Source organism: Spiroplasma endosymbiont of Apeira syringaria, assembly GCF_964020205.1.
In the GTDB taxonomy this organism is placed as follows: Bacteria; Bacillota_I; Bacilli_A; order Mycoplasmatales; family VBWQ01; genus Spiroplasma_E; species Spiroplasma_E ixodetis_A.
This window is the reverse complement of record NZ_OZ026543.1, coordinates 681,896-703,535: the sequence shown is the minus strand read 5'-3', so window position 1 is coordinate 703,535 and position 21,640 is coordinate 681,896. Positions and strand designations below refer to the sequence as shown.

Sequence of the window (21,640 nt, the reverse complement as noted above, 5' to 3'; positions counted from 1 at the left end):
AAACATTAGAATAATGATTTAATATATTTTAATTAAAATATAGTTATTATTGTTAATTATTTAGTATTAAGAGAGGGAAAAATATATGAACCAAGATTTGCAAAAACTTTTCCATGAAATGGATTTTAATGATGTTAATAATGAATTTAATCATGCCACTATTAAAAAAGTACAATATTTTCATCATAATCAACAAGTAATAATTACCATCAATTTACCTAATTTTCTAACAACTACTACTTTAAAAAGTTTTGAACAACATTTTGAAAAATTACCTTTTTCGAATATTAGTGTCGATTTTAATGTTTCTCTTACTGCTGATGAATCAACTGTATTAACATATTTTCATTATATTAAAACTCATAAATTACAACTATTAGCTGGCATTTATTATTCTTTACCCGACTCAGCAATTAATTATAAAAATAATATTATTACCATTACTATTCATAATAGTATTGAAGAGAAATTAATAACTAATGAATTTTTACAATTTATTAATTACTTTCAACAATATGGTTTTAAAAAAATTCAATTAAAAACTAAAATAAATAAAGCAGAGCAACCATTTATTAGTTATGAAAATGAATCTAAAACAGAAATTAGCAAAATTACCAACAATTTAAAAACTAAAATTACTAAAAATAATGTAAGTAAAAATTTTAGTACCACTACTTATCGCAAAAAAGCAAAAGTTAATTTAGAAATAACAGACCCAACTCATAGCATTAAAGATATCATTGGCGACGAACCCAATATTATTATTAGTGGTAAAGTTTTTAAAATTAATAAATTTTTAACCAAAACTCAAAAATGATTTTATTCATTTTGAATTACTGATTATAGCGATGCAATTACTTGCAAAGCATTTATTAATAGCGATCAACCAGATGAGAAATTTGATAATATTAAAGTTGATGATTGAATAAAAATTAATGCTAATAGTCGTTATGATAATTATAGTAAAGAACAAGTACTATGAATTGATGATTTAATTATCGATTTAAATAATAAAAATGCTAACAATAATGATGATGCTAAAACTAAAAGAATTGAATTTCATACTCATACTAAAATGAGTGCTATGGATGGTATTACTTCAGCAAGTGATTATATCAATCAAGTAGCTAAATGAGGACACCAAGCAATTGGTTTTACTGATCACTTAAATGTACAAGCATACCCAGATATTGCTAATGCTGCTAAAAAACATCCAAACTTAAAAGTAATGTATGGTGTTGAAATGGATTTAATCCCCGATAATATTAGTATTACTAAAAATAATATTAATACATCATTATTAGATTTAGAATACATTGTTCTTGACTTAGAAACAACTGGTTTATCAACCAATTATCACGAAATTATTGAATTTGGTTATACAATTGTTAAAGACAATATGATTTTAAAACAAGATACAATTTTAATTAAACCAAATAATCCCATACCTGAACATATTACTGAACTTACTAGTATTACCAATGTTATGCTAAAAGATAAACAAACATTACAACAAATATTGCCAACAATTATTGAAATAATTGGTAATAAAACAATAGTTGCTCATAATGCTAACTTTGACTTTGGTTTTTTACAAGCAGCAATGAAACAATTGGGTTTCATGCCTTTAAATAATCCTGTCATTGATACTTTGCAATTATCTAGAGCAATTCTACCACAACTAAAATATTATCGATTAGGTACTATTTGTCGTACTTATGGCATTAAATATGATGATGAAATTGCTCACCGTGCTGATTATGATGCTAATGTATTAGCACAAGTATTTTTAAAAATGTTACAACAATTAAAAACAGAATTTAATTGTATTAATTTACAAGAAATTAATAACTTAATTAATGAACAAATTAATTATAAACTTCGTGGTGAACATATTACTATTTTTGCAAAAAATCAATTAGGTTTAAAAGATTTATATCAATTAGTTTCACTATCTCATACAAAGTATTTTTATAAAACACCAAAAATCATATCAGAAGCAATTAATGAAAATAGAAAAGAATTATTAATTGGTAGTAGTTGTATAAATGGTGCTGTTTTTGAAACAGCATTAAATAAAAGTGAAGAAGAACTAATTAAAATAATGAAGTGATTTGATTTTATTGAAATCCAACCACCTGCTGTTTATAAACACTTAATACAGTTAGGAAATATTACTAAAGAACAATTACATGATACTATTAAAAAAATTATTAATAATGCCCTTAAATTAAATAAATTAGTAATTGCTACTAGCGATGCCCACTATTTACATCCCCATGAAAAAATATATCGTGATGTTATTATTAATAGCAAAGCAATTGGTGGTTTATTGCACCCATTATTTGATCGTAAAGGTAAAGTTACATCATATCCTGATCAACATTTAAGAACTACTAATCAAATGTTAACAGAATTTAATTTTTTAGATGACCCTAATTTAATTAATGATATTGTTATTAATAATCCTTTGCAATTAGCTAAACAATTTGAAATGATTAAACCAATCAAAGATGCCTTATTTACACCAAGTATTATTAATGTTGATACTAAATTACGTAATCTTTGTTATGAACAAGCATGAAATCGTTACGGTAATCCATTACCAACATATGTAGAAAAACGTTTAACTCGTGAATTAGATGCAATTATTACTCATGGTTTTGCTGTTGTTTATTGAATTGCACACAAATTAGTAGAAAAATCTTTACAAGATGGTTATCTTGTTGGTAGTCGTGGCTCAGTTGGTTCATCTTTAGTAGCTACTTTTGCTAACATTACTGAGGTTAACCCACTACAACCACACTATTTATGTCCACAATGTAAAACTAGTGAATTTATTAGTAATGGTTCTTATAAGTGTGGTTATGATTTACCAAAAAAAATGTGTTCACAATGCAATATTGATTTAATTACTGATGGTCATGATATTCCTTTTGAAACATTCTTAGGATTTGATGGTGATAAAACACCTGATATTGATTTAAACTTTTCTGGTGAATATCAAAATAAAGCTCATGATTTTACTAAAGAAATGTTTGGTGAAGAAAATGTTTTTCGTGCCGGAACAATTTCAACAATTGCTAATAAAACAGCTTATGGTTATGTTAAAGCTTATGCAGAAAAAATTGGTCAATCAGATATGCGTGCAGCAAAACTAGAGTTACTAAGTCAAGGATGTGTTGGAATTAAAAGAACAACTGGTCAACATCCTGGTGGTATTATTGTTGTACCAAAAGAATATAATATTAATGATTTTACACCAATTAATTTTCCAGCTGATGATACTAGTTCTACATGAAAAACTACCCACTTTGATTTTAATGCTATTCATGATAATTTATTAAAATTAGATATTCTAGGTCATGTTGATCCAACAGCATTAAAAATGTTAGAAAATTTAACTGGTATTGATCCAAAAACAATTCCTAATCAAGATGAAAAAGTTTTATCATTATTTTCTAATTTAAGTTCCTTAAATATTGCTAGTGATGATTTACTTGGCGAAAAAACAGGAGCAATTGGTATCCCTGAATTTGGTACTGGTTTTGTTCGTAAAATGTTAAGTGATACATTACCTACTTCATTTTCGGAATTAGTACAAATATCTGGTTTATCACATGGTACTGACGTTTGATTAAATAATGCTGATGAATTAATTTCACAACAAGGTTTAAAACTAAAAGATGTAATTGGTTGTCGTGATGATATTATGACTTATTTAGTATATCAAGGCTTACCAGCAAAAATTGCTTTTAATATTATGGAAGATGTCCGTAAAGGAAAAGGCATTAAACAAGAATATGAAAAGTTAATGCAAGAAAAGAAAGTTCCTAATTGATACATTCAATCTTGCAAAAAAATTAAATATATGTTTCCTAAAGCACACGCTACTGCTTATGTATTAATGGCATGAAGAGTAGCTTGATTTAAAGTTTATTATCCACATGAATATTATGCTACTTATTTTACAACAAGATGCGAAATTTTTGATATTAAAACTATGTTACAAGGTATTGGTGCTATTACTAATAAATTAAAAGATATTAATAACAGATTAAGAAAAAATGATGGTCAAAAAAATACAGTTACTACTAAAGAAAAAGATTTAATCCCATTATTAGAAGTGGCATTAGAAATGAATGCTAGAAATATTAAATTTAGCAATATTAGTTTAGAACATTCTGATGCTAAACTTTTTCAAGTTAAAGTAATAAATGGTGAAAAACAAATTTTACCACCATTTATTACTTTAGATGGATTGGGTGAAATTGTGGCTAATTCAATTGTTAAAGCAAGGAGTGAACAAGCAATTACTTCAAAAAATGATTTACAACTACGAACTAATATTACTAAAACTAATTATCAACTATTAAATAAGTTAGGAGTATTAGAACATTTAGAAGAAAATACACAATTAATGTTAGAATTATAATACAAAGAAAAAAGAAAAGATGTGGGATTATTATGTATAAATTAAGTAACAAAGCCAACTTTTATATACGTTTATCTGCATTAATAATGATAATTTTATTTTTAATTATTGATTTAATTAGTGCAATATATTATCCAATGGAAAAATTTGAACATTTAGGATATGGTGAACGAGTAAGTAACTACTATGCTTTTTTTACTACTGAGAGTAATTATATGGTTGTTATTTATTTTTGTGTTTATTTATTTGATTCTTATTTTCGTGGTACTAAACCAAGTTTTCAAACTCGATTAGCAGTAACTGTTTATATTACTATTACGATGTTAGTATTTTGAATAGGTATTTTCACTGCTGAGCAAGATCCAAAACAATACAGTGCTTATAATTGAATTACAACATTAATTTTACACTTATTAATTCCAATAATTATGATTACTAGTTTTATTGTTACGTCAGGTCATCAATATATTAATATGAAACAACAACATAAAATATATTTATGATTAATTGTTATTTATCCAGCAATTTATTGTATTGTTATTCTAATTAGAGGTCATTTACGTTATTTAGATTTTATAGAAACTGGTCATCCACCAAGAGATACATGATATCCATATTTTTTCTTTGATTATTCAAATGGCGAATATGGATGATTAATCGCTGCTAGTGCTGTTGTTTTTGTTTTTTGTTTAGTTTTCAGTTTACAATATTTTTATATTTGAATTAATAACTTAATGTTCAAACGTTATCAAACTTCTGAACATCTTTTATATGATTTTTATCAAAAAATATTACGTCAACTTAATAAAAAAAAAGAAAAGCAAAATTAAAAAGAAAAGAAAAAAGTAAAAATTTAAAACATATCTTATATTCCTTACATGATAAATATTATTGATATAATTAAAAAAAAGAAAAGTTAGGTGATTGTAATTGAAAATTAACTTGAAAACAATGTTAAAACATGCACAAATTAACAAATACGCAATCCCAAGTTTTAACTTTGATAATTTAGAAATGTTAATTGCAATTACTAATGCAGCCGAAAAACAAAAAGCACCAATATGTTTAATGATAACACCTAACACTATTAATTGTATTGATTTAAAATATGTACTTGCTATTATTAATAATGTTATTAATCGTGCAAAAGTACCATTTTTTTTTACAACTAGACCACTGTCTTGATCCACATTTATGGGAGCGTGTCGAAGATGTCGATAACTAAAAAGTTTTAAAAATAGCTCCTTTCTTTTTTAAACCCTTAAATTAAAAATAAATGACAAAAGACGAGAATAAAAATCTTGTCTTTTTTTGTGTAATTGTAAAATTTTAAAATTTTTATTATTAACATCCTTTAAATATCTACTACACGCAGTGACCAATTAGGAGAAAGTTAATAATTAATAATCTTCTTTAACGCTATTATCAACACGTGTTAGGGAACTAAAAAAGTGAACTACAACACAGTTGTTAAAAATAGTAGCTAGCATGTGGACTTGCATGGATAAATAAAAAGTGGAGTGATACCTAATAAATTATACTAACCATTAATGGTAATTCTTGGGGTGGGAGCGAATTGGAAACTAGTATATATAGACCTGTTGTAGGGACCTATTGTATTAATTCTATTCTTTATTTAACCAACCTTGCCACTCCCCAGTGAGCAAGTGTTGGTTTTATTTTTTATTTTTTTGAAATTTATTTTTGAGCCCATAATTTCTGGAATGAATAAAACTAATAATAGTATTATTAATAATTTAAAAATCAAAATATATGTCCTTTATGCTAGAAGCAACAGGACATATTAGGAAAGGAATTTCAAATCATAATGAAAAAGTATTTTTGTTGAACATGTAAACAAAATAAATTAGATTATTTATTCTTTAATACTAATGATATAAAAACAAGAAAATATTTTTTAAGAGATAAAAATAGTAAAGCAATTTGTTATGACTGTATTTTAAATATTAAGTTAAGTAGGAGGTATAAATATGGATAAAGAATATTTAACTAAAAGAGGAACGATTTGCATACCAGACAGTGATGATATTGAATTTAAAATAGGGCTAATTAAACTGATTGATGATTTAAAAAAAGATAATTTAGTTTGTGGTCATAAAGAATTTATTCAAGAATGTAAATATTGTTGATGTAATTGTGATTTAGAAATTATTAAAACGGTTATTAGAGGTTAACTTAATTAATGCAATATGACTTAATTATTGGAATTGACCCTGCTGGAATTGGTAATAATGGAATGGTTATATATTGAAGTGAAACTAATAATATTGTTTTTAATGAAACATTCAATACATTAACTGTTTTATTAACTAAAAATATGTATAAAGAAAAATTTCAATTAATTAAAGAAAAATTTATTGATAAAAAAATATTAGTTATTGTAGAAAATTTCTTTTTAAGTTCAAAACAATTATTAACTAATCCATTAGCAACACCTAAAATTATTGGTGCATTAATGGTATTAGTACAAGATGTTTTCAACTGAGATTATCTAGAAAACCACCCAAAAAATAAAAATAAAATAACAAATTATAAAGGAAATATAAAATTAACAAAACATGAACAAGATGCTTATAAACATATTCAATATTATTTAAAAAATCATAAAAAAATATTAATTTTTGATAATTATTTAAGTAAATTATAAACATGAAAGAAAAAGCAAATTATGTCAAATTAACAGTAAAACTAAGTAATACTATTGAAGCAAAATATTACGAAAAAGGTAATAAAGAATTATATTATAGTGTTAGAGGTCAATGAAATGGATTAAATTATGTTACTTTAATTTTTAATAAACCAAAATTTTATAAACGATGTATTTTATTAAACAAAAACGATGAAATTATAGTAACTGGTCAAATTTTTAATACTTTAAATATTCCTAAAAATCGTACATTTTGTTCAATTAATGTTAAATGATTTAAAAAATGAAAAGAGTAAAAAATGATATTATGAAAAATTTTATTAATAGTACCAATATTAATAACAAGTATAACACTAATAATAATTTTAATATTTATTATTAAAGAATTAAAAAATGAATATAAAGTATTAAAAATATTAAGTGAAATTTCTAATCAAATTAAAAATAAGGAGAAAAAATAATGACAATAAATGAATTTTTAAACAAATGAAAAGAAGAATGAGAAGGAATTAATATTGGTCATTTTTCAATAAATGGAGATTTTACTTTAAACCTAGATGATATTTGTATTGATAAATATGACTTAAATAAGTTTAAAAAATTGATAAATGATTTTGAAAATAATTTTAAAAATTGAGAAAAAATTGAAAATTGTAATAGTTGTGGAAATATCATATGAGAAGAAAATAAATAATGATAATAAAAATAAAAAAGAATAATAAATGTGGTTATGGTAGAGTTTTTGCTCATAAATGTAATAACTTATGTAAACAAAAACAAAATAAAAGAGTTAGGAAAGAAAGGTTAAATTATGAATAAAGAAAAATTAATGAGGCTTTTTAATAATCTGTGTATCTTTGTTTTACAAAGTTACTAATTTAGATTAATTCTGTCTTCAAATTTTATCATAAAATGAGCAATTGCTGTATTTCAATTTTGAATAGGCTGGATGGGTTACACTTTATTGGACACTAATTACATAGACAAGTGAACAAAGAAAGGAACTATAATTATGGCCAATATTAACTCATATACCGATGAATTTAAAAAACAAATAGTAGCTTTATATCAAAGTGGCAAATCAGTATCTTGCCTTGTTAAAGAATATAATGTTACAAGAGCAGCTACTTACAATTGAATTAAGCAATTTACTAATTCAGGTAGTTTTAAAACTAAAGATAATCGTTCTGTTGAAGAAAATGAATTAATTAAATTAAGAAAAGAATTAAAACAATTAAGAATGGAAAATGATATTTTAAAGCAAGCAGCACTAATAATAGGCAGAAAGTAGAGATTATTGCAAATAATAAATCTAAATATAAAATTCGCACAATGTGTCATTTTTTAAAACTCTCTAAATCAACATATTATTTTAATTTAAAGAAAAAAAATAAAATTCAAAATAATATTTATGAACAAGCTGTTATTAGTGCTTTTAAAAAAAATAAAGAAGTTTATGGTACTAGAAGATTAAAAGTCATTCTAGAAAACCAAGAAATTTATTTATCAAGACGAAAAATTAAAGAAATTATGAATAAACATAATTTAATATCAAAATACACTAAATTATCATTCAAAAATTATCATAATAAAGTCAATGATAGTCAAATAACCAATCTTGTTAATAGAAACTTTAATAATAGAGTTAAAAATGAAGTTATTGTTAGTGATTTAACTTATGTTCAAGTAAATGGTAAGTGAAAATATATTTGTTTATTAATTGACCTATTTAACCGCGAAATAATTGGACATAGTGTAGGTACTAAAAAAGATGCATCATTAGTATATCAAGCATTTATGCACTCAAATCGCTGTTTAAAAGATATTCAAATATTTCATAGTGATCGCGGTAATGAATTTAATAATAAAATTATTGATAAACTTTTACTAGCATTCAATATTAATCGCTCTTTAAGCAAAAAAGGTTGTCCTTATGATAACGCTGTTGCTGAAGCAACCTTTAAAACTTTCAAAACCGAATTTATTAATGATAAAAATTTTACATCATTAATCCAATTAAAATTCGAATTATTTGATTACATCAATTGATATAACAACATAAGAATTCACGGCACTTTAAACTACTTAACTCCAGTTAATTATCAAAAACAAATGTCTACCAAAAAATAGTCCTAAAAAGGGTTGCCATTCCAAGGCAATGTTAATTTTTTTGTTATATTTTCAATTGCCAAGTAAAATATGGCTTTTCTCCCTTTATGTACTATTTTAATTTTATCACATAAATGCTGAGAAAAGCCTATCTACGGACTTCTCCCCACATTTTTAAATCAAACATAGAATTACAGTTTCAAAACTAGGTATCTTGTTTAATTTATATGCAGCTTCTTTAGCATATAAATGAACATGATGTTTTGCAACTTTGATATGTGTTTTAAATGTTCTTCTTATATGTTTTCAAACTGATTCAATTTGGTTGGTATTTACACCAATTTTTGAAACATAGCCATCTTGATGGTTAACTGTTTCATGCTTAGTGAAAACTGATTTAAAATCGCAATATCCTTTTCAAGAATCAGTATATACAAGACATTTTGAAGAAATGTGGTTTTTTGCAAACTGCAAAAGATTTTTACTCTTTGCGTTTTTCAATACTTTCACAATTAAATTATTGGTTGTTTTTTGATAAATGCCAACAATCAAGGTTTTATTCACCAAGGATCTTCCTTGTTTTTTAAAACCCATATGTGAAAGATACATTTCATCAATTTGCACTGTACTTTCAACAATAAATTGAGGTTTTTGTTTTGCAATACGTGTTCTGATTTTATGAGTCATTCTTCAAGCAGTTTTCAAAGTCACTCCCAATTCTTTTGCAATATATGTTGATGGAATTCCATGTTTGGTGTTTATTCATCTAAAGATAAGATAAAACCAAGATGTTAAAGATGTTTGTGACCTTGAAAATATGGTGCCTGTGAGAATGCTAAATGTTTGATTACATTTTAAACATCTCATTCTTTTTAAATCAGAAGTATTCAAATTAAAATTAAAACACCTAATACATTTGTTTTCTTTCAAATTTGCTATATATGCAAGACATTGCTGTTCAGTTTGAAAAGCATTGTTGAATTCATTCAGTTTCATTATTCCCTCCACAAGTACATGTGGGGAGAAGTCCGTAAAATATTTTGAAAACTGCCATATCATTAGGAAAAACTTTTTTATTTCTGATGATTTTTCGTAATTGACTATTAACAGATTCAATAGCATTTGTAGTATAAATCACTCTTTTGATTTCTACTGGATAACTAATAAAAACCATTAAATTATCTCAATTTTTATATCAAGATTTAGTAATTTGAGGATATTGTTTATTTCATTTACTTTCAAACGATTCTAAAGCTTGCATTGCTTGTTCTTCACTACATGCACTATAAATTGGTTTTAAATCTGCAACTAGACCTTTTCGATGTTTGTATGAAACATATTTTAAACTATTTCTAATTTGATGAACAATGCATAATTGATGTTCTGTTTTATGATAAACTGATTGTATTGCTTCTGACATGCCTGTTAAATTATCACTACAAGCAATAAGAATATCATTTAAGCCACGATTTTTCATTTCTGTGAAATTAGATAATCAAAACTTAGAACCTTCATTTTCACTAATTCATAATCCTAAAACATCTTTTTTGCCTTCTAAATCAACTCCTAATGCTATATAAACTGATTTGTTAATAATCCGTTTATCTTGTCGTACTTTAACTACTATACAATCAAAATAAACAATAGGATAAATACTTTCTAATGGTCGATTTTGTCATGCTTTAACATCATCAATAACATCATCAGTAATTTGACTAATAACACTTTCACTAATATCAGCACCATGATATAACTCTTGCAACTGCATTCTAATGTCAGATAATGTCATTCCTTTTGCATACAAGGAAAGAACTTGTTGATCAAAACCATCAAATCTTCTTTGCCTTTTAGGAACTATTACAGGAGTAAAATTACTATTGCGATCTCTTGGTACATCAATTTCAATTTTACCTTGTTGAGTTATTAATTTTTTTGAACTTGTACCATTACGAGCATTTTCAGTAGTACTATGTTGATTTTTTTCATATCCTAAATAATTTTGCATTTCAGAATTCAACATTTTTTCAACTAATCTTTTTGTTAATTCTTTACGGACTTCTCCCCACATGTACTTGTGGAGGGAATAATGAAACTGAATGAATTCAACAATGCTTTTCAAACTGAACAGCAATGTCTTGCATATATAGCAAATTTGAAAGAAAACAAATGTATTAGGTGTTTTAGTTTTAATTTGAATACTTCTGATTTAAAAAGAATGAGATGTTTAAAATGGATGGGTTACACTTTATTGGACACTAATTACATAGACAAGTGAACAAAGAAAGGAACTATAATTATGGCCAATATTAACTCATATACCGATGAATTTAAAAAACAAATAGTAGCTTTATATCAAAGTGGCAAATCAGTATCTTGCCTTGTTAAAGAATATAATGTTACAAGAGCAGCTACTTACAATTGAATTAAGCAATTTACTAATTCAGGTAGTTTTAAAACTAAAGATAATCGTTCTGTTGAAGAAAATGAATTAATTAAATTAAGAAAAGAATTAAAACAATTAAGAATGGAAAATGATATTTTAAAGCAAGCAGCACTAATAATAGGCAGAAAGTAGAGATTATTGCAAATAATAAATCTAAATATAAAATTCGCACAATGTGTCATTTTTTAAAACTCTCTAAATCAACATATTATTTTAATTTAAAGAAAAAAAATAAAATTCAAAATAATATTTATGAACAAGCTGTTATTAGTGCTTTTAAAAAAAATAAAGAAGTTTATGGTACTAGAAGATTAAAAGTCATTCTAGAAAACCAAGAAATTTATTTATCAAGACGAAAAATTAAAGAAATTATGAATAAACATAATTTAATATCAAAATACACTAAATTATCATTCAAAAATTATCATAATAAAGTCAATGATAGTCAAATAACCAATCTTGTTGATAGAAACTTTAATAATAGAGTTAAAAATGAAGTTATTGTTAGTGATTTAACTTATGTTCAAGTAAATGGTAAGTGAAACTATATTTGTTTATTAATTGACCTATTTAACCGCGAAATAATTGGACATAGTGTAGGTACTAAAAAAGATGCATCATTAGTATATCAAGCATTTATGCACTCAAATCGCTGTTTAAAAGATATTCAAATATTTCATAGTGATCGCGGTAATGAATTTAATAATAAAATTATTGATAAACTTTTACTAGCATTCAATATTAATCGCTCTTTAAGCAAAAAAGGTTGTCCTTATGATAACGCTGTTGCTGAAGCAACCTTTAAAACTTTCAAAACCGAATTTATTAATGATAAAAATTTTACATCATTAATCCAATTAAAATTAGAATTATTTGATTACATCAATTGATATAACAACATAAGAATTCACGGCACTTTAAACTACTTAACTCCAGTTAATTATCAAAAACAAATGTCTACCAAAAAATAGTCCTAAAAAGGGTTGCCATTCCAAAAATGTAATCAAACATTTAGCATTCTCAAAGGCACCATATTTTCAAGGTCACAAACATCTTTAACATCTTGGTTTTATCTTATCTTTAGATGAATAAACACCAAACATGGAATTCCATAAACAGATATTGCAAAAGAATTGGGAGTGACTTTGAAAACTGCTTGAAGAATGACTCATAAAATCAGAACACGTATTGCAAAACAAAAACCTCAATTTATTGTTGAAGGTACAGTGCAAATTGATGAAATGTATCTTTCACATATGGGTTTTAAAAAACAAGGAAGATCCTTGGTGAATAAAACCTTGATTGTTGGCATTTATCAAAAAACAACCAATAATTTAATTGTGAAAGTATTGAAAAACGCAAATAGTAAAAATCTTTTGCAGTTTGCAAAAAACCACATTTCTTCAAAATGTCTTGTATATACTGATTCTTGAAAAGGATATTGCGATTTTAAATCAGTTTTCACTAAGCATGAAACAGTTAACCATCAAGATGGCTATGTTTCAAAAATTGGTGTAAATACCAACCAAATTGAATCAGTTTGAAAACATATAAGAAGAACATTTAAAACACATATCAAAGTTGCAAAACATCATGTTCATTTATATGCTAAAGAAGCTGCATATAAATTCAACAAGATACCTAGTTTTGAAACTGTAATTCTATGTTTGATTTAAAAATGTGGGGAGAAGTCCGTAGATAGGCTTTTCTCAGCATTTATGTGATAAAATTAAAATAGTACATAAAGGGAGAAAAGCCATTCTTTATATAAACCGCCAGGTTTAAAAACTGTTGTTAAATCTTCAGTATTTTCTAGTAATAAATCTACTGCTTTTGATATTGGATCATTATTATTAAAGTTATCTTTTTTAGCCATCTGTAACTCACTCTTTCTAGTCATTTAATTATATTTACTAGAATTAATTAAACATAGTTATTTTTGTAAGTTACACAGATTACTAAACATTTCCGTTTTGATCAACAAGTTCTTTCCTTGTATGCAAAAGGAATGACATTATCTGACATTAGAATGCAGTTGCAAGAGTTATATCATGGTGCTGATATTAGTGAAAGTGTTATTAGTCAAATTACTGATGATGTTATTGATGATGTTAAAGCATGACAAAATCGACCATTAGAAAGTATTTATCCTATTGTTTATTTTGATTGTATAGTAGTTAAAGTACGACAAGATAAACGGATTATTAACAAATCAGTTTATATAGCATTAGGAGTTTATTTAGAAGGCAAAAAAGATGTTTTAGGATTATGAATTAGTGAAAATGAAGGTTCTAAGTTTTGATTATCTAATTTCACAGAAATGAAAAATCGTGGCTTAAATGATATTCTTATTGCTTGTAGTGATAATTTAACAGGCATGTCAGAAGCAATACAATCAGTTTATCCTAAAACAGAACATCAATTATGCATTGTTCATCAAATTAGAAATAGTTTAAAATATGTTTCATACAAACATCGAAAAGGTCTAGTTGCAGATTTAAAACCAATTTATAGTGCATGTAGTGAAGAACAAGCAATGCAAGCTTTAGAATCGTTTGAAAGTAAATGAAATAAACAATATCCTCAAATTACTAAATCTTGATATAAAAATTGAGATAATTTAATGGTTTTTATTAGTTATCCAGTAGAAATCAAAAGAGTGATTTATACTAAAAATGCTATTTAATCTGTTAATAGTCAATTACGAAAAATCATCAGAAATAAAAAAGTTTTTCCTAATGATATGGCAGTTTTCAAAATATTTTACTTGGCAATTGAAAATATAACAAAAAAATGAACATTGCCTATTCAAAATTGAAATACAGCAATTGCTCATTTTATGATAAAATTTGAAGACAGAATTAATATAAATTAGTAACTTTGTAAAACAAAGATACACAGATTATTAAAAAGCCTCAAAAGCCTCTTGCTTTTTTCTTATGCAACTTTTATCTTGGCATATTTTTTCATTTATCTTTTTTCATAAAATTAATTCACTCCTTATAAAATAAATGTTCTTATAGTTTTATTTTGTTCATTATTTCTTAAATTTTCATTATTAATTTCTAATAATTTACTTTGAAATTCTAATGTTTGTTTTAATTCTTTTACTTGATTATTTAAATTTTGAAATTTTCTTTCTAATTTTTGTTTTTCATATCTTTTTCTTTCAACTTTTAAATCATTCTTTTTAATAAATTTATTTTCTTTTCTCTTAAAAACTCAATTTGTTATTTTATTTTTAATATTATTTCATGGAATACCAATATAACCCACAACAATACCAATTAAGATAGATACTGGTTTAATTGCAACAATTCCTAAAACTATAATGCTAGGAATTAATCCTAAAAATATACTAAATGTAATACATCCAGTTAATGCCATAAATTTTAAAATTCATCACATATATATTTTCACTTTAAACACCACCTAGTGTATAAGCATAAGAATAATCCCAATTTAAACTTGCTCTATCTAAATTAATCTCTGACATACTATCATCATTTAAATCAACATCAACCATACCGTCATCTGTACTTTGATAATCATTAACACTGCCATTAATCAATCTTGCTCTTTCATCTGTAAATACTTCTTGTAATTCAGTATTATTATGTGTACTTCCCAATGGCAATAATAAAGTATTAATAATCTCACTTGCTCCGGCAATAATCGTAGGAATAGCAAAATAATTATTAAAATTATTATTAATACCCATTGCAACACCACTACTAATCAAGCAACCACCAGTACCCATATTTGCTATCTTTCTTATATTTTGAAATCTATTAGGTATTAATTCAGTTAAACCACTAATAACATTTACTACACCAAAACTATTTAAAGATATATAAGTATCTCAATCTACAAAAGGCACATCAATTATCGGTTTAACAGTTGTAAATGGTGGATACGTTGGCTTAGGTGGTTCAGTAGGGCAAGGTGGTCAAAAACATGGTTCATCTCTTAATAAAGAAATTGACTTATCTACATACTGAACAAACTTAGCGTAATTAATTAAACCAATTGTTCCTAAACCTAAAAATATCTTTTTATAACTATTAATAACTTTATTTCTAGTAGTTGGTCTCTGATTAATATTTCATATATCAATTGCCAACTTTTTACTAAACAACAAAGAATTAATAGAACCTAAAATTGGGTCTTTTAAATATTGACCATAATAAGCACTAACTCCAACCATAGCACTTAATGGACTTAATCCAGTTCTTAATATTTTAGGTAAAGTATAATTACTAATCTGTTCTAACTCATTAGGCATAAATAAAACTCCTTACTTTATATACTAATAAGGAGCTTATTTATGAATTATAATCTAATCCATTGGGGCTTAATGAAAAATATATAATCCATATATAAGCCCCTTATTTAATTTTTACTTTTTTCTTTTATTCTCTTTTCTTATTCGTTCCATTTCATTAGCAACTATGTAACACATTTCACAACCATATATTCGTTCATAAGTTCAATCACTACATTTATGTCTCATAATTTAAATTACTTTCTTGTTGTCTCATTGCCTTATTTAAAGCAATATCTAATATACAATTCGGACAATAATATTTTTTAGTATATAAGTTTTGCAAAACTCTTTTAGGACAAATAACTTGGTCACAAAGTTTACATGTATAAATTGCTAAATGAAATGCTTGTTCACATGAACAATTATCATTTTTAGCCATAATTTAAACTTAACTCCTAACCTATTAATAATTATTTAAAATTACCCTTTTAATAAATAACTATTTTCAATTAGAAAGTTTTTTAATATTACCGCTTAAATCAAGTTCAAGTGAATAAAAATTACCAACTTTTAAATCAACAGTAGATAAACAATTATTAAAATCACTAGCAAATTCCGGATTATATCATTTATCACGTGTTTGGCCAGTTGGCACGCTCGTTTGTTTATTTATTTCTACAAACTTCAAAACATCAAACTTTAATGTTTGACCTTTATTATTTTTATCGGGTATAATACGCCCTTTTTCAATATTAACTAACTGTACTTTAAACATAAAAAAATACTTAACCTCCGTAATTCATTAAATTAAAAATTTAATAAGTTAAGCATAGTAGGGTAAACCTATACTTACAAAATTATTATAACATAAAAAATAAAAATACAATAAAAAAACGAACACTAGTAAGAATTACGGTAATTACTAGTATTCATTAACCATTATATATATATATATATATATATACAAGTAAAAATATAGAAAAACTAGTTTTTTTTTCTAATGTAAAACGAGGCTTTTTAATAATCTGTGTATCTTTGTTTTACAAAGTTACTAATTTAGATTAATTCTGTCTTCAAATTTTATCATAAAATGAGCAATTGCTGTATTTCAATTTTGAATAGGCAATGTTCATTTTTTTGTTATATTTTCAATTGCCAAGTAAAATATTTTGAAAACTGCCATATCATTAGGAAAAACTTTTTTATTTCTGATGATTTTTCGTAATTGACTATTAACAGATTCAATAGCATTTGTAGTATAAATCACTCTTTTGATTTCTACTGGATAACTAATAAAAACAATTAAATTATCTCAATTTTTATATCAAGATTTAGTAATTTGAGGATATTGTTTATTTCATTTACTTTCAAACGATTCTAAAGCTTGCATTGCTTGTTCTTCACTACATGCACTATAAATTGGTTTTAAATCTGCAACTAGACCTTTTCGATGTTTGTATGAAACATATTTTAAACTATTTCTAATTTGATGAACAATGCATAATTGATGTTCTGTTTTAGGATAAACTGATTGTATTGCTTCTGACATGCCTGTTAAATTATCACTACAAGCAATAAGAATATCATTTAAGCCACGATTTTTCATTTCTGTGAAATTAGATAATCAAAACTTAGAACCTTCATTTTCACTAATTCATAATCCTAAAACATCTTTTTTGCCTTCTAAATCAACTCCTAATGCTATATAAACTGATTTGTTAATAATCCGTTTATCTTGTCGTACTTTAACTACTATACAATCAAAATAAACAATAGGATAAATACTTTCTAATGGTCGATTTTGTCATGCTTTAACATCATCAATAACATCATCAGTAATTTGACTAATAACACTTTCACTAATATCAGCACCATGATATAACTCTTGCAACTGCATTCTAATGTCAGATAATGTCATTCCTTTTGCATACAAGGAAAGAACTTGTTGATCAAAACCATCAAATCTTCTTTGCCTTTTAGGAACTATTACAGGAGTAAAATTACTATTGCGATCTCTTGGTACATCAATTTCAATTTTACCTTGTTGAGTTATTAATTTTTTTGAACTTGTACCATTACGAGCATTTTCAGTAGTAGTATGTTGATTTTTTTCATATCCTAAATAATTTTGCATTTCAGAATTCAACATTTTTTCAACTAATCTTTTTGTTAATTCTTTATATAAACCGCCAGGTTTAAAAACTGTTGTTAAATCTTCAGTATTTTCTAGTAATAAATCTACTGCTTTTGATATTGGATGATTATTATTAAAGTTATCTTTTTTAGCCATCTGTAACTCACTCTTTCTAGTCATTTAATTATATTTACTAGAATTAATTAAACATAGTTATTTTTGTAAGTTACACAGATTACTAAACATTTCCTGTAAAACTTTTTTCTTAAAATCTATTTTTTCAACTTTATCACCAAAAACTTTCTCTGCCCAAGTCAAAACATCTTTATCTTTTTGAATTAAATAACGGACTTCTCCCCACATGTACTTGTGGAGGGAATAATGAAAATGAATTAATTCAAAAATGCTTTTCAAACTGAACAGCAATGTCTTGCATATATAGCAAATTTGAAAGAAAACAAATGTATTAGGTGTTTTAATTTTAATTTGAATACTTCTGATTTAAAAAGAATGAGATGTTTAAAATGTAATCAAACATTTAGCATTCTCACAGGCACCATATTTTAAAGGTCACAAACATCTTTAACATCTTGGTTTTATCTTATCTTTAGATGAATAAACACCAAACATGGAATTCCATCAACAGATATTGCAAAAGAATTGGGAGTGACTTTGAAAACTGCTTGAAGAATGACTCATAAGATCAGAACACGTATTGCAAAACAAAAACCTCAATTTATTGTTGAAGGTACAGTGCAAATTGATGAAATCTATCTTTCACATATGGGTTTTAAAAAACAAGGAAGATCCTTGGTGAATAAAACCTTGATTGTTGGCATTTATCAAAAAACAACCAATAATTTAATTGTGAAAGTATTGAAAAACGCAAAGAGTAAAAATCTTTTGCAGTTTGCAAAAAACCACATTTCTTCAAAATGTCTTGTATATACTGATTCTTGAAAAGGATATTGCGATTTTAAATCAGTTTTCACTAAGCATGAAACAGTTAACCATCAAGACGGCTATGTTTCAAAAATTGGTGTAAATACCAACCAAATTGAATCAGTTTGAAAACATATAAGAAGAACATTTAAAACACATATCAAAGTTGCAAAACATCATGTTCATTTATATGCTAAAGAAGCTGCATATAAATTCAACAAGATACCTAGTTTTGAAACTGTAATTCTATGTTTGATTTAAAAATGTGGGGAGAAGTCCGTAGATAGGCTTTTCTCAGCATTTATGTGATAAAATTAAAATAGTACATAAAGGGAGAAAAGCCTTAAATAACCTATTTCACTAGTCCGTAAATAATGCTTATGGGACAAAGCACTTAAATATACATATCTTTCGTAATCTTCATATTCTTTAAAATAATCATTTACAACAATACTTTCAATAATACCACCAATCATAACAGTATCACCACTACTATCTCTTTGAGTTTTAAAATAAAATACATTTGTAGCATTAAAACTTGCTTTAATTATATCTCCAATTGTCAATTTCTTAATACCACGAACCACAATAGGATTTTTACAATTACGACTAAAAGCATAAGCCTTTACACCTACATCTGTTTGATTTATAGATTTAACATCATCTATTGCTTTTGTAACATATTTTCCTAAATATTTAACGGACTTCTCCCCACATGTACTTGTGGAGGGAATAATGAAAATGAATTAATTCAAAAATGCTTTTCAAACTGAACAGCAATGTCTTGCATATATAGCAAATTTGAAAGAAAACAAATGTATTAGGTGTTTTAGTTTTAATTTGAATACTTCTGATTTAAAAAGAATGAGATGTTTAAAATGTAATCAAACATTTAGCATTCTCACAGGCACCATATTTTCAAGGTCACAAACATCTTTAACATCTTGGTTTTATCTTATCTTTAGATGAATAAACACCAAACATGGAATTCCATCAACAGATATTGCAAAAGAATTGGGAGTGACTTTGAAAACTGCTTGAAGAATGACTCATAAGATCAGAACACGTATTGCAAAACAAAAACCTCAATTTATTGTTGAAGGTACAGTGCAAATTGATGAAATGTATCTTTCACATATGGGTTTTAAAAAACAAGGAAGATCCTTGGTGAATAAAACCTTGATTGTTGGCATTTATCAAAAAACAACCAATAATTTAATTGTGAAAGTATTGAAAAACGCAAAGAGTAAAAATCTTTTGCAGTTTGCAAAAAACCACATTTCTTCAAAATGTCTTGTATATACTGATTCTTGAAAAGGATATTGCGATTTTAAATCATTTTTCACTAAGCATGAAACAGTTAACCATCAAGATTGCTATGTTTCAAAAATTGGTGTAAATACCAACCAAATTGAATCAGTTTGAAAACATATAAGAAGAACATTTAAAACACATATCAAAGTTGCAAAACATCATGTTCATTTATATGCTAAAGAAGCTGCATATAAATTCAACAAGATACCTAGTTTTGAAACTGTAATTCTATGTTTGATTTAAAAATGTGGGGAGAAGTCCGTAGATAGGCTTTTCTCAGCATTTATGTGATAAAATTAAAATAGTACATAAAGGGAGAAAAGCCATATTTAATAACAAATTCATTTGTACCTTTTTTAACTACTTTTAAATCATTAAAACCGTAAGTTCATCATTCTGCTAACATGCTTTTATGTATCTTTCTATTAAAAATTATATGAAAATGAATAGCACCACGATATTGATATTCATAAACATAAAAATATTTTAATTCTCCTAAATGTTCAAAACGTTTAGGGTCATTTCATCATTTTTTTAATTTAAGAAAAAATAAACGAATATCTTTTTTTGCTTTTTTAATATCTTGTATATTATCTTTATAAGTTAAAGTAACAAAACTCAACATTTTACTATCATAAAAATTATGTAATGCTTTTTGAATTAAATTAGTTTTAGTACGAACAGTATTATTTCTTAACTTTTGTTTATTACCAACATAACATTTACCTTTTTTATTTCCAATATTATTTAAAAATGAAATAGGTAAAACTACATTTTTAACATAACAAGCATAAAAAATCTTTTTAACATAAAAATCTTGCTGAATATCCATATATAAAACTCCGTAATTCTAGTTTTAAAAACTAATTCTATATATTTTAATAACAAACAAATCTTAACATAAAAAATTATAAAAGCAAACATAAACAAAAACGATACTTAATAATTTAATAATATATTTAAATATATTTAACACTAATTCTTTTACCATTTAACTCCAGAGATAGTATAACGTTTTTATTTTTTATGTTCAACTATCAATATCAAATTATATTTTAATAAGTCTATTCTTTTTATTAATTTAATATTATATTTTATATAAAAAAAACAAAATTATTAATTATTTACAACATACTATCAAATAAATAATTAAGTATTTCTAATTATTTTAATAACTTAAAATATCCTATTTAAATAAATTTTAAATAGGATAATAGTAATTTTTATAATTCTTTTTTTAATAAAATACTTAAATATTTAAGCCATTTTCTTTAATGTTTTTTATTATTTTCTAATATTTTAAGTTTATAAATATAATTAAGGCTTTT

Annotated in this window: 24 protein-coding genes and 1 pseudogene; 14 read left to right on the top strand and 11 right to left on the bottom strand. The window is 25.2% G+C overall.

The window, feature by feature from the left end; all coding sequences use genetic code 4:
- Positions 1-85 precede the first annotated feature (85 nt).
- The 8 genes from AACL02_RS04350 to AACL02_RS04315 all read left to right on the top strand — a co-directional run bounded on the left by AACL02_RS04350 (position 86) and on the right by AACL02_RS04315 (position 9,233).
- On the top strand, positions 86-4,435 hold the full coding sequence (locus AACL02_RS04350; RefSeq protein ID WP_339042964.1) for a PolC-type DNA polymerase III: 4,350 nt from the start codon (positions 86-88) through the stop codon (positions 4,433-4,435).
- Between the two features lie 137 nt (positions 4,436-4,572).
- On the top strand, positions 4,573-5,265 hold the full coding sequence (locus tag AACL02_RS04345; protein WP_339042962.1) for a Pr6Pr family membrane protein: 693 nt from the start codon (positions 4,573-4,575) through the stop codon (positions 5,263-5,265).
- Positions 5,266-5,386: 121 nt separating this feature from the next.
- Positions 5,387-5,656: a class II fructose-bisphosphate aldolase gene (locus AACL02_RS04340; protein WP_339042960.1), complete on the top strand. Its 270-nt coding sequence runs from the start codon at positions 5,387-5,389 to the stop codon at positions 5,654-5,656.
- A gap of 770 nt (positions 5,657-6,426) precedes the next feature.
- Entirely contained in the window at positions 6,427-6,630 is a 204-nt protein-coding gene (locus AACL02_RS04335) for a hypothetical protein (RefSeq protein WP_339042958.1), read from the top strand.
- Between the two features lie 8 nt (positions 6,631-6,638).
- Positions 6,639-7,103, top strand: a complete 465-nt coding sequence (locus AACL02_RS04330) for a hypothetical protein (protein WP_339042956.1) — start codon at positions 6,639-6,641, stop codon at positions 7,101-7,103.
- A 2-nt stretch (positions 7,104-7,105) separates the two neighbouring features.
- On the top strand, positions 7,106-7,399 hold the full coding sequence (locus tag AACL02_RS04325) for a hypothetical protein (protein ID WP_339042630.1): 294 nt from the start codon (positions 7,106-7,108) through the stop codon (positions 7,397-7,399).
- A gap of 164 nt (positions 7,400-7,563) precedes the next feature.
- Entirely contained in the window at positions 7,564-7,797 is a 234-nt protein-coding gene (locus AACL02_RS04320) for a hypothetical protein (protein WP_339042954.1), read from the top strand.
- Between the two features lie 318 nt (positions 7,798-8,115).
- A protein-coding gene (locus AACL02_RS04315; protein ID WP_422397808.1) for an IS3 family transposase occupies positions 8,116-9,233 on the top strand; the annotation gives its coding sequence in 2 pieces (ribosomal slippage) (positions 8,116-8,386 and positions 8,386-9,233; 1,119 coding nt in all).
- A gap of 153 nt (positions 9,234-9,386) precedes the next feature.
- On the opposite strand, the gene AACL02_RS04310 is transcribed toward AACL02_RS04315, so the two are convergent.
- Together AACL02_RS04310 and AACL02_RS04305 are read right to left on the bottom strand one after the other, a co-directional pair.
- Complete coding sequence (locus AACL02_RS04310; RefSeq protein WP_339042952.1) at positions 9,387-10,208, bottom strand: IS1595 family transposase; 822 nt, start codon at positions 10,206-10,208, stop codon at positions 9,387-9,389.
- On the bottom strand, positions 10,120-11,280 hold the full coding sequence (locus AACL02_RS04305) for an IS256 family transposase (RefSeq protein ID WP_339042950.1): 1,161 nt from the start codon (positions 11,278-11,280) through the stop codon (positions 10,120-10,122). The genes AACL02_RS04310 and AACL02_RS04305 overlap by 89 nt, the downstream gene beginning before the upstream one ends.
- Positions 11,281-11,508: 228 nt before the next feature.
- Between AACL02_RS04305 and AACL02_RS04300 the strand changes: the two genes are divergently transcribed.
- The 3 genes from AACL02_RS04300 (at position 11,509) to AACL02_RS04290 (ending at position 13,331) form a co-directional block, all read left to right on the top strand.
- A protein-coding gene (locus AACL02_RS04300) for an IS3 family transposase (protein ID WP_422397821.1) occupies positions 11,509-12,626 on the top strand; the annotation gives its coding sequence in 2 pieces (ribosomal slippage) (positions 11,509-11,779 and positions 11,779-12,626; 1,119 coding nt in all).
- A 12-nt stretch (positions 12,627-12,638) separates the two neighbouring features.
- Complete coding sequence (locus AACL02_RS04295) at positions 12,639-12,770, top strand: hypothetical protein (protein WP_339042948.1); 132 nt, start codon at positions 12,639-12,641, stop codon at positions 12,768-12,770.
- A 24-nt stretch (positions 12,771-12,794) separates the two neighbouring features.
- Complete coding sequence (locus AACL02_RS04290; RefSeq protein WP_339042946.1) at positions 12,795-13,331, top strand: IS1595 family transposase; 537 nt, start codon at positions 12,795-12,797, stop codon at positions 13,329-13,331.
- A 53-nt stretch (positions 13,332-13,384) separates the two neighbouring features.
- On the opposite strand, the gene AACL02_RS04285 is transcribed toward AACL02_RS04290, so the two are convergent.
- The gene (locus tag AACL02_RS04285; RefSeq protein ID WP_339042944.1) at positions 13,385-13,555 is read right to left on the bottom strand and encodes a hypothetical protein; all 171 of its coding nucleotides are present in this window, start codon (positions 13,553-13,555) and stop codon (positions 13,385-13,387) included.
- 72 nt (positions 13,556-13,627) lie between these two features.
- Here AACL02_RS04285 and AACL02_RS04280 point away from each other — a divergent pair.
- Positions 13,628-14,530: pseudogene (locus tag AACL02_RS04280) on the top strand (IS256 family transposase); the annotation flags it as partial.
- A gap of 125 nt (positions 14,531-14,655) precedes the next feature.
- Here AACL02_RS04280 and AACL02_RS04270 read toward each other — a convergent pair.
- The 6 genes from AACL02_RS04270 to AACL02_RS04245 form a co-directional block, all read right to left on the bottom strand.
- The gene (locus tag AACL02_RS04270) at positions 14,656-15,063 is read right to left on the bottom strand and encodes a hypothetical protein (RefSeq protein WP_339042940.1); all 408 of its coding nucleotides are present in this window, start codon (positions 15,061-15,063) and stop codon (positions 14,656-14,658) included.
- A gap of 13 nt (positions 15,064-15,076) precedes the next feature.
- A complete protein-coding gene (locus AACL02_RS04265; RefSeq protein ID WP_339042938.1) occupies positions 15,077-15,940 on the bottom strand; it encodes a hypothetical protein in 864 nt (287 codons plus the stop codon).
- 217 nt (positions 15,941-16,157) lie between these two features.
- Positions 16,158-16,361: a hypothetical protein gene (locus tag AACL02_RS04260; protein ID WP_339042936.1), complete on the bottom strand. Its 204-nt coding sequence runs from the start codon at positions 16,359-16,361 to the stop codon at positions 16,158-16,160.
- Between the two features lie 60 nt (positions 16,362-16,421).
- Positions 16,422-16,697 carry a hypothetical protein gene (locus AACL02_RS04255; RefSeq protein ID WP_281748222.1) on the bottom strand — a complete coding sequence of 92 codons (276 nt, stop codon included), beginning with the start codon at positions 16,695-16,697 and terminating at the stop codon, positions 16,422-16,424.
- Between the two features lie 276 nt (positions 16,698-16,973).
- A complete protein-coding gene (locus AACL02_RS04250; protein WP_339043577.1) occupies positions 16,974-18,212 on the bottom strand; it encodes an IS256 family transposase in 1,239 nt (412 codons plus the stop codon).
- A 57-nt stretch (positions 18,213-18,269) separates the two neighbouring features.
- Complete coding sequence (locus AACL02_RS04245) at positions 18,270-18,419, bottom strand: hypothetical protein (protein WP_339042934.1); 150 nt, start codon at positions 18,417-18,419, stop codon at positions 18,270-18,272.
- 303 nt (positions 18,420-18,722) lie between these two features.
- Between AACL02_RS04245 and AACL02_RS04240 the strand changes: the two genes are divergently transcribed.
- Complete coding sequence (locus AACL02_RS04240) at positions 18,723-19,259, top strand: IS1595 family transposase (RefSeq protein WP_339042932.1); 537 nt, start codon at positions 18,723-18,725, stop codon at positions 19,257-19,259.
- Positions 19,260-19,312: 53 nt separating this feature from the next.
- Here AACL02_RS04240 and AACL02_RS04235 read toward each other — a convergent pair whose 3' ends face one another.
- Complete coding sequence (locus tag AACL02_RS04235) at positions 19,313-19,564, bottom strand: hypothetical protein (protein ID WP_339042930.1); 252 nt, start codon at positions 19,562-19,564, stop codon at positions 19,313-19,315.
- 235 nt (positions 19,565-19,799) lie between these two features.
- Here AACL02_RS04235 and AACL02_RS04230 point away from each other — a divergent pair, with 235 nt between their 5' ends.
- Complete coding sequence (locus AACL02_RS04230) at positions 19,800-20,555, top strand: IS1595 family transposase (RefSeq protein WP_339042928.1); 756 nt, start codon at positions 19,800-19,802, stop codon at positions 20,553-20,555.
- Positions 20,556-20,595: 40 nt separating this feature from the next.
- On the opposite strand, the gene AACL02_RS04225 is transcribed toward AACL02_RS04230, so the two are convergent.
- A complete protein-coding gene (locus AACL02_RS04225; protein ID WP_339042926.1) occupies positions 20,596-21,144 on the bottom strand; it encodes a rolling circle replication-associated protein in 549 nt (182 codons plus the stop codon).
- Between the last annotated feature and the right edge of the window lie 496 nt (positions 21,145-21,640).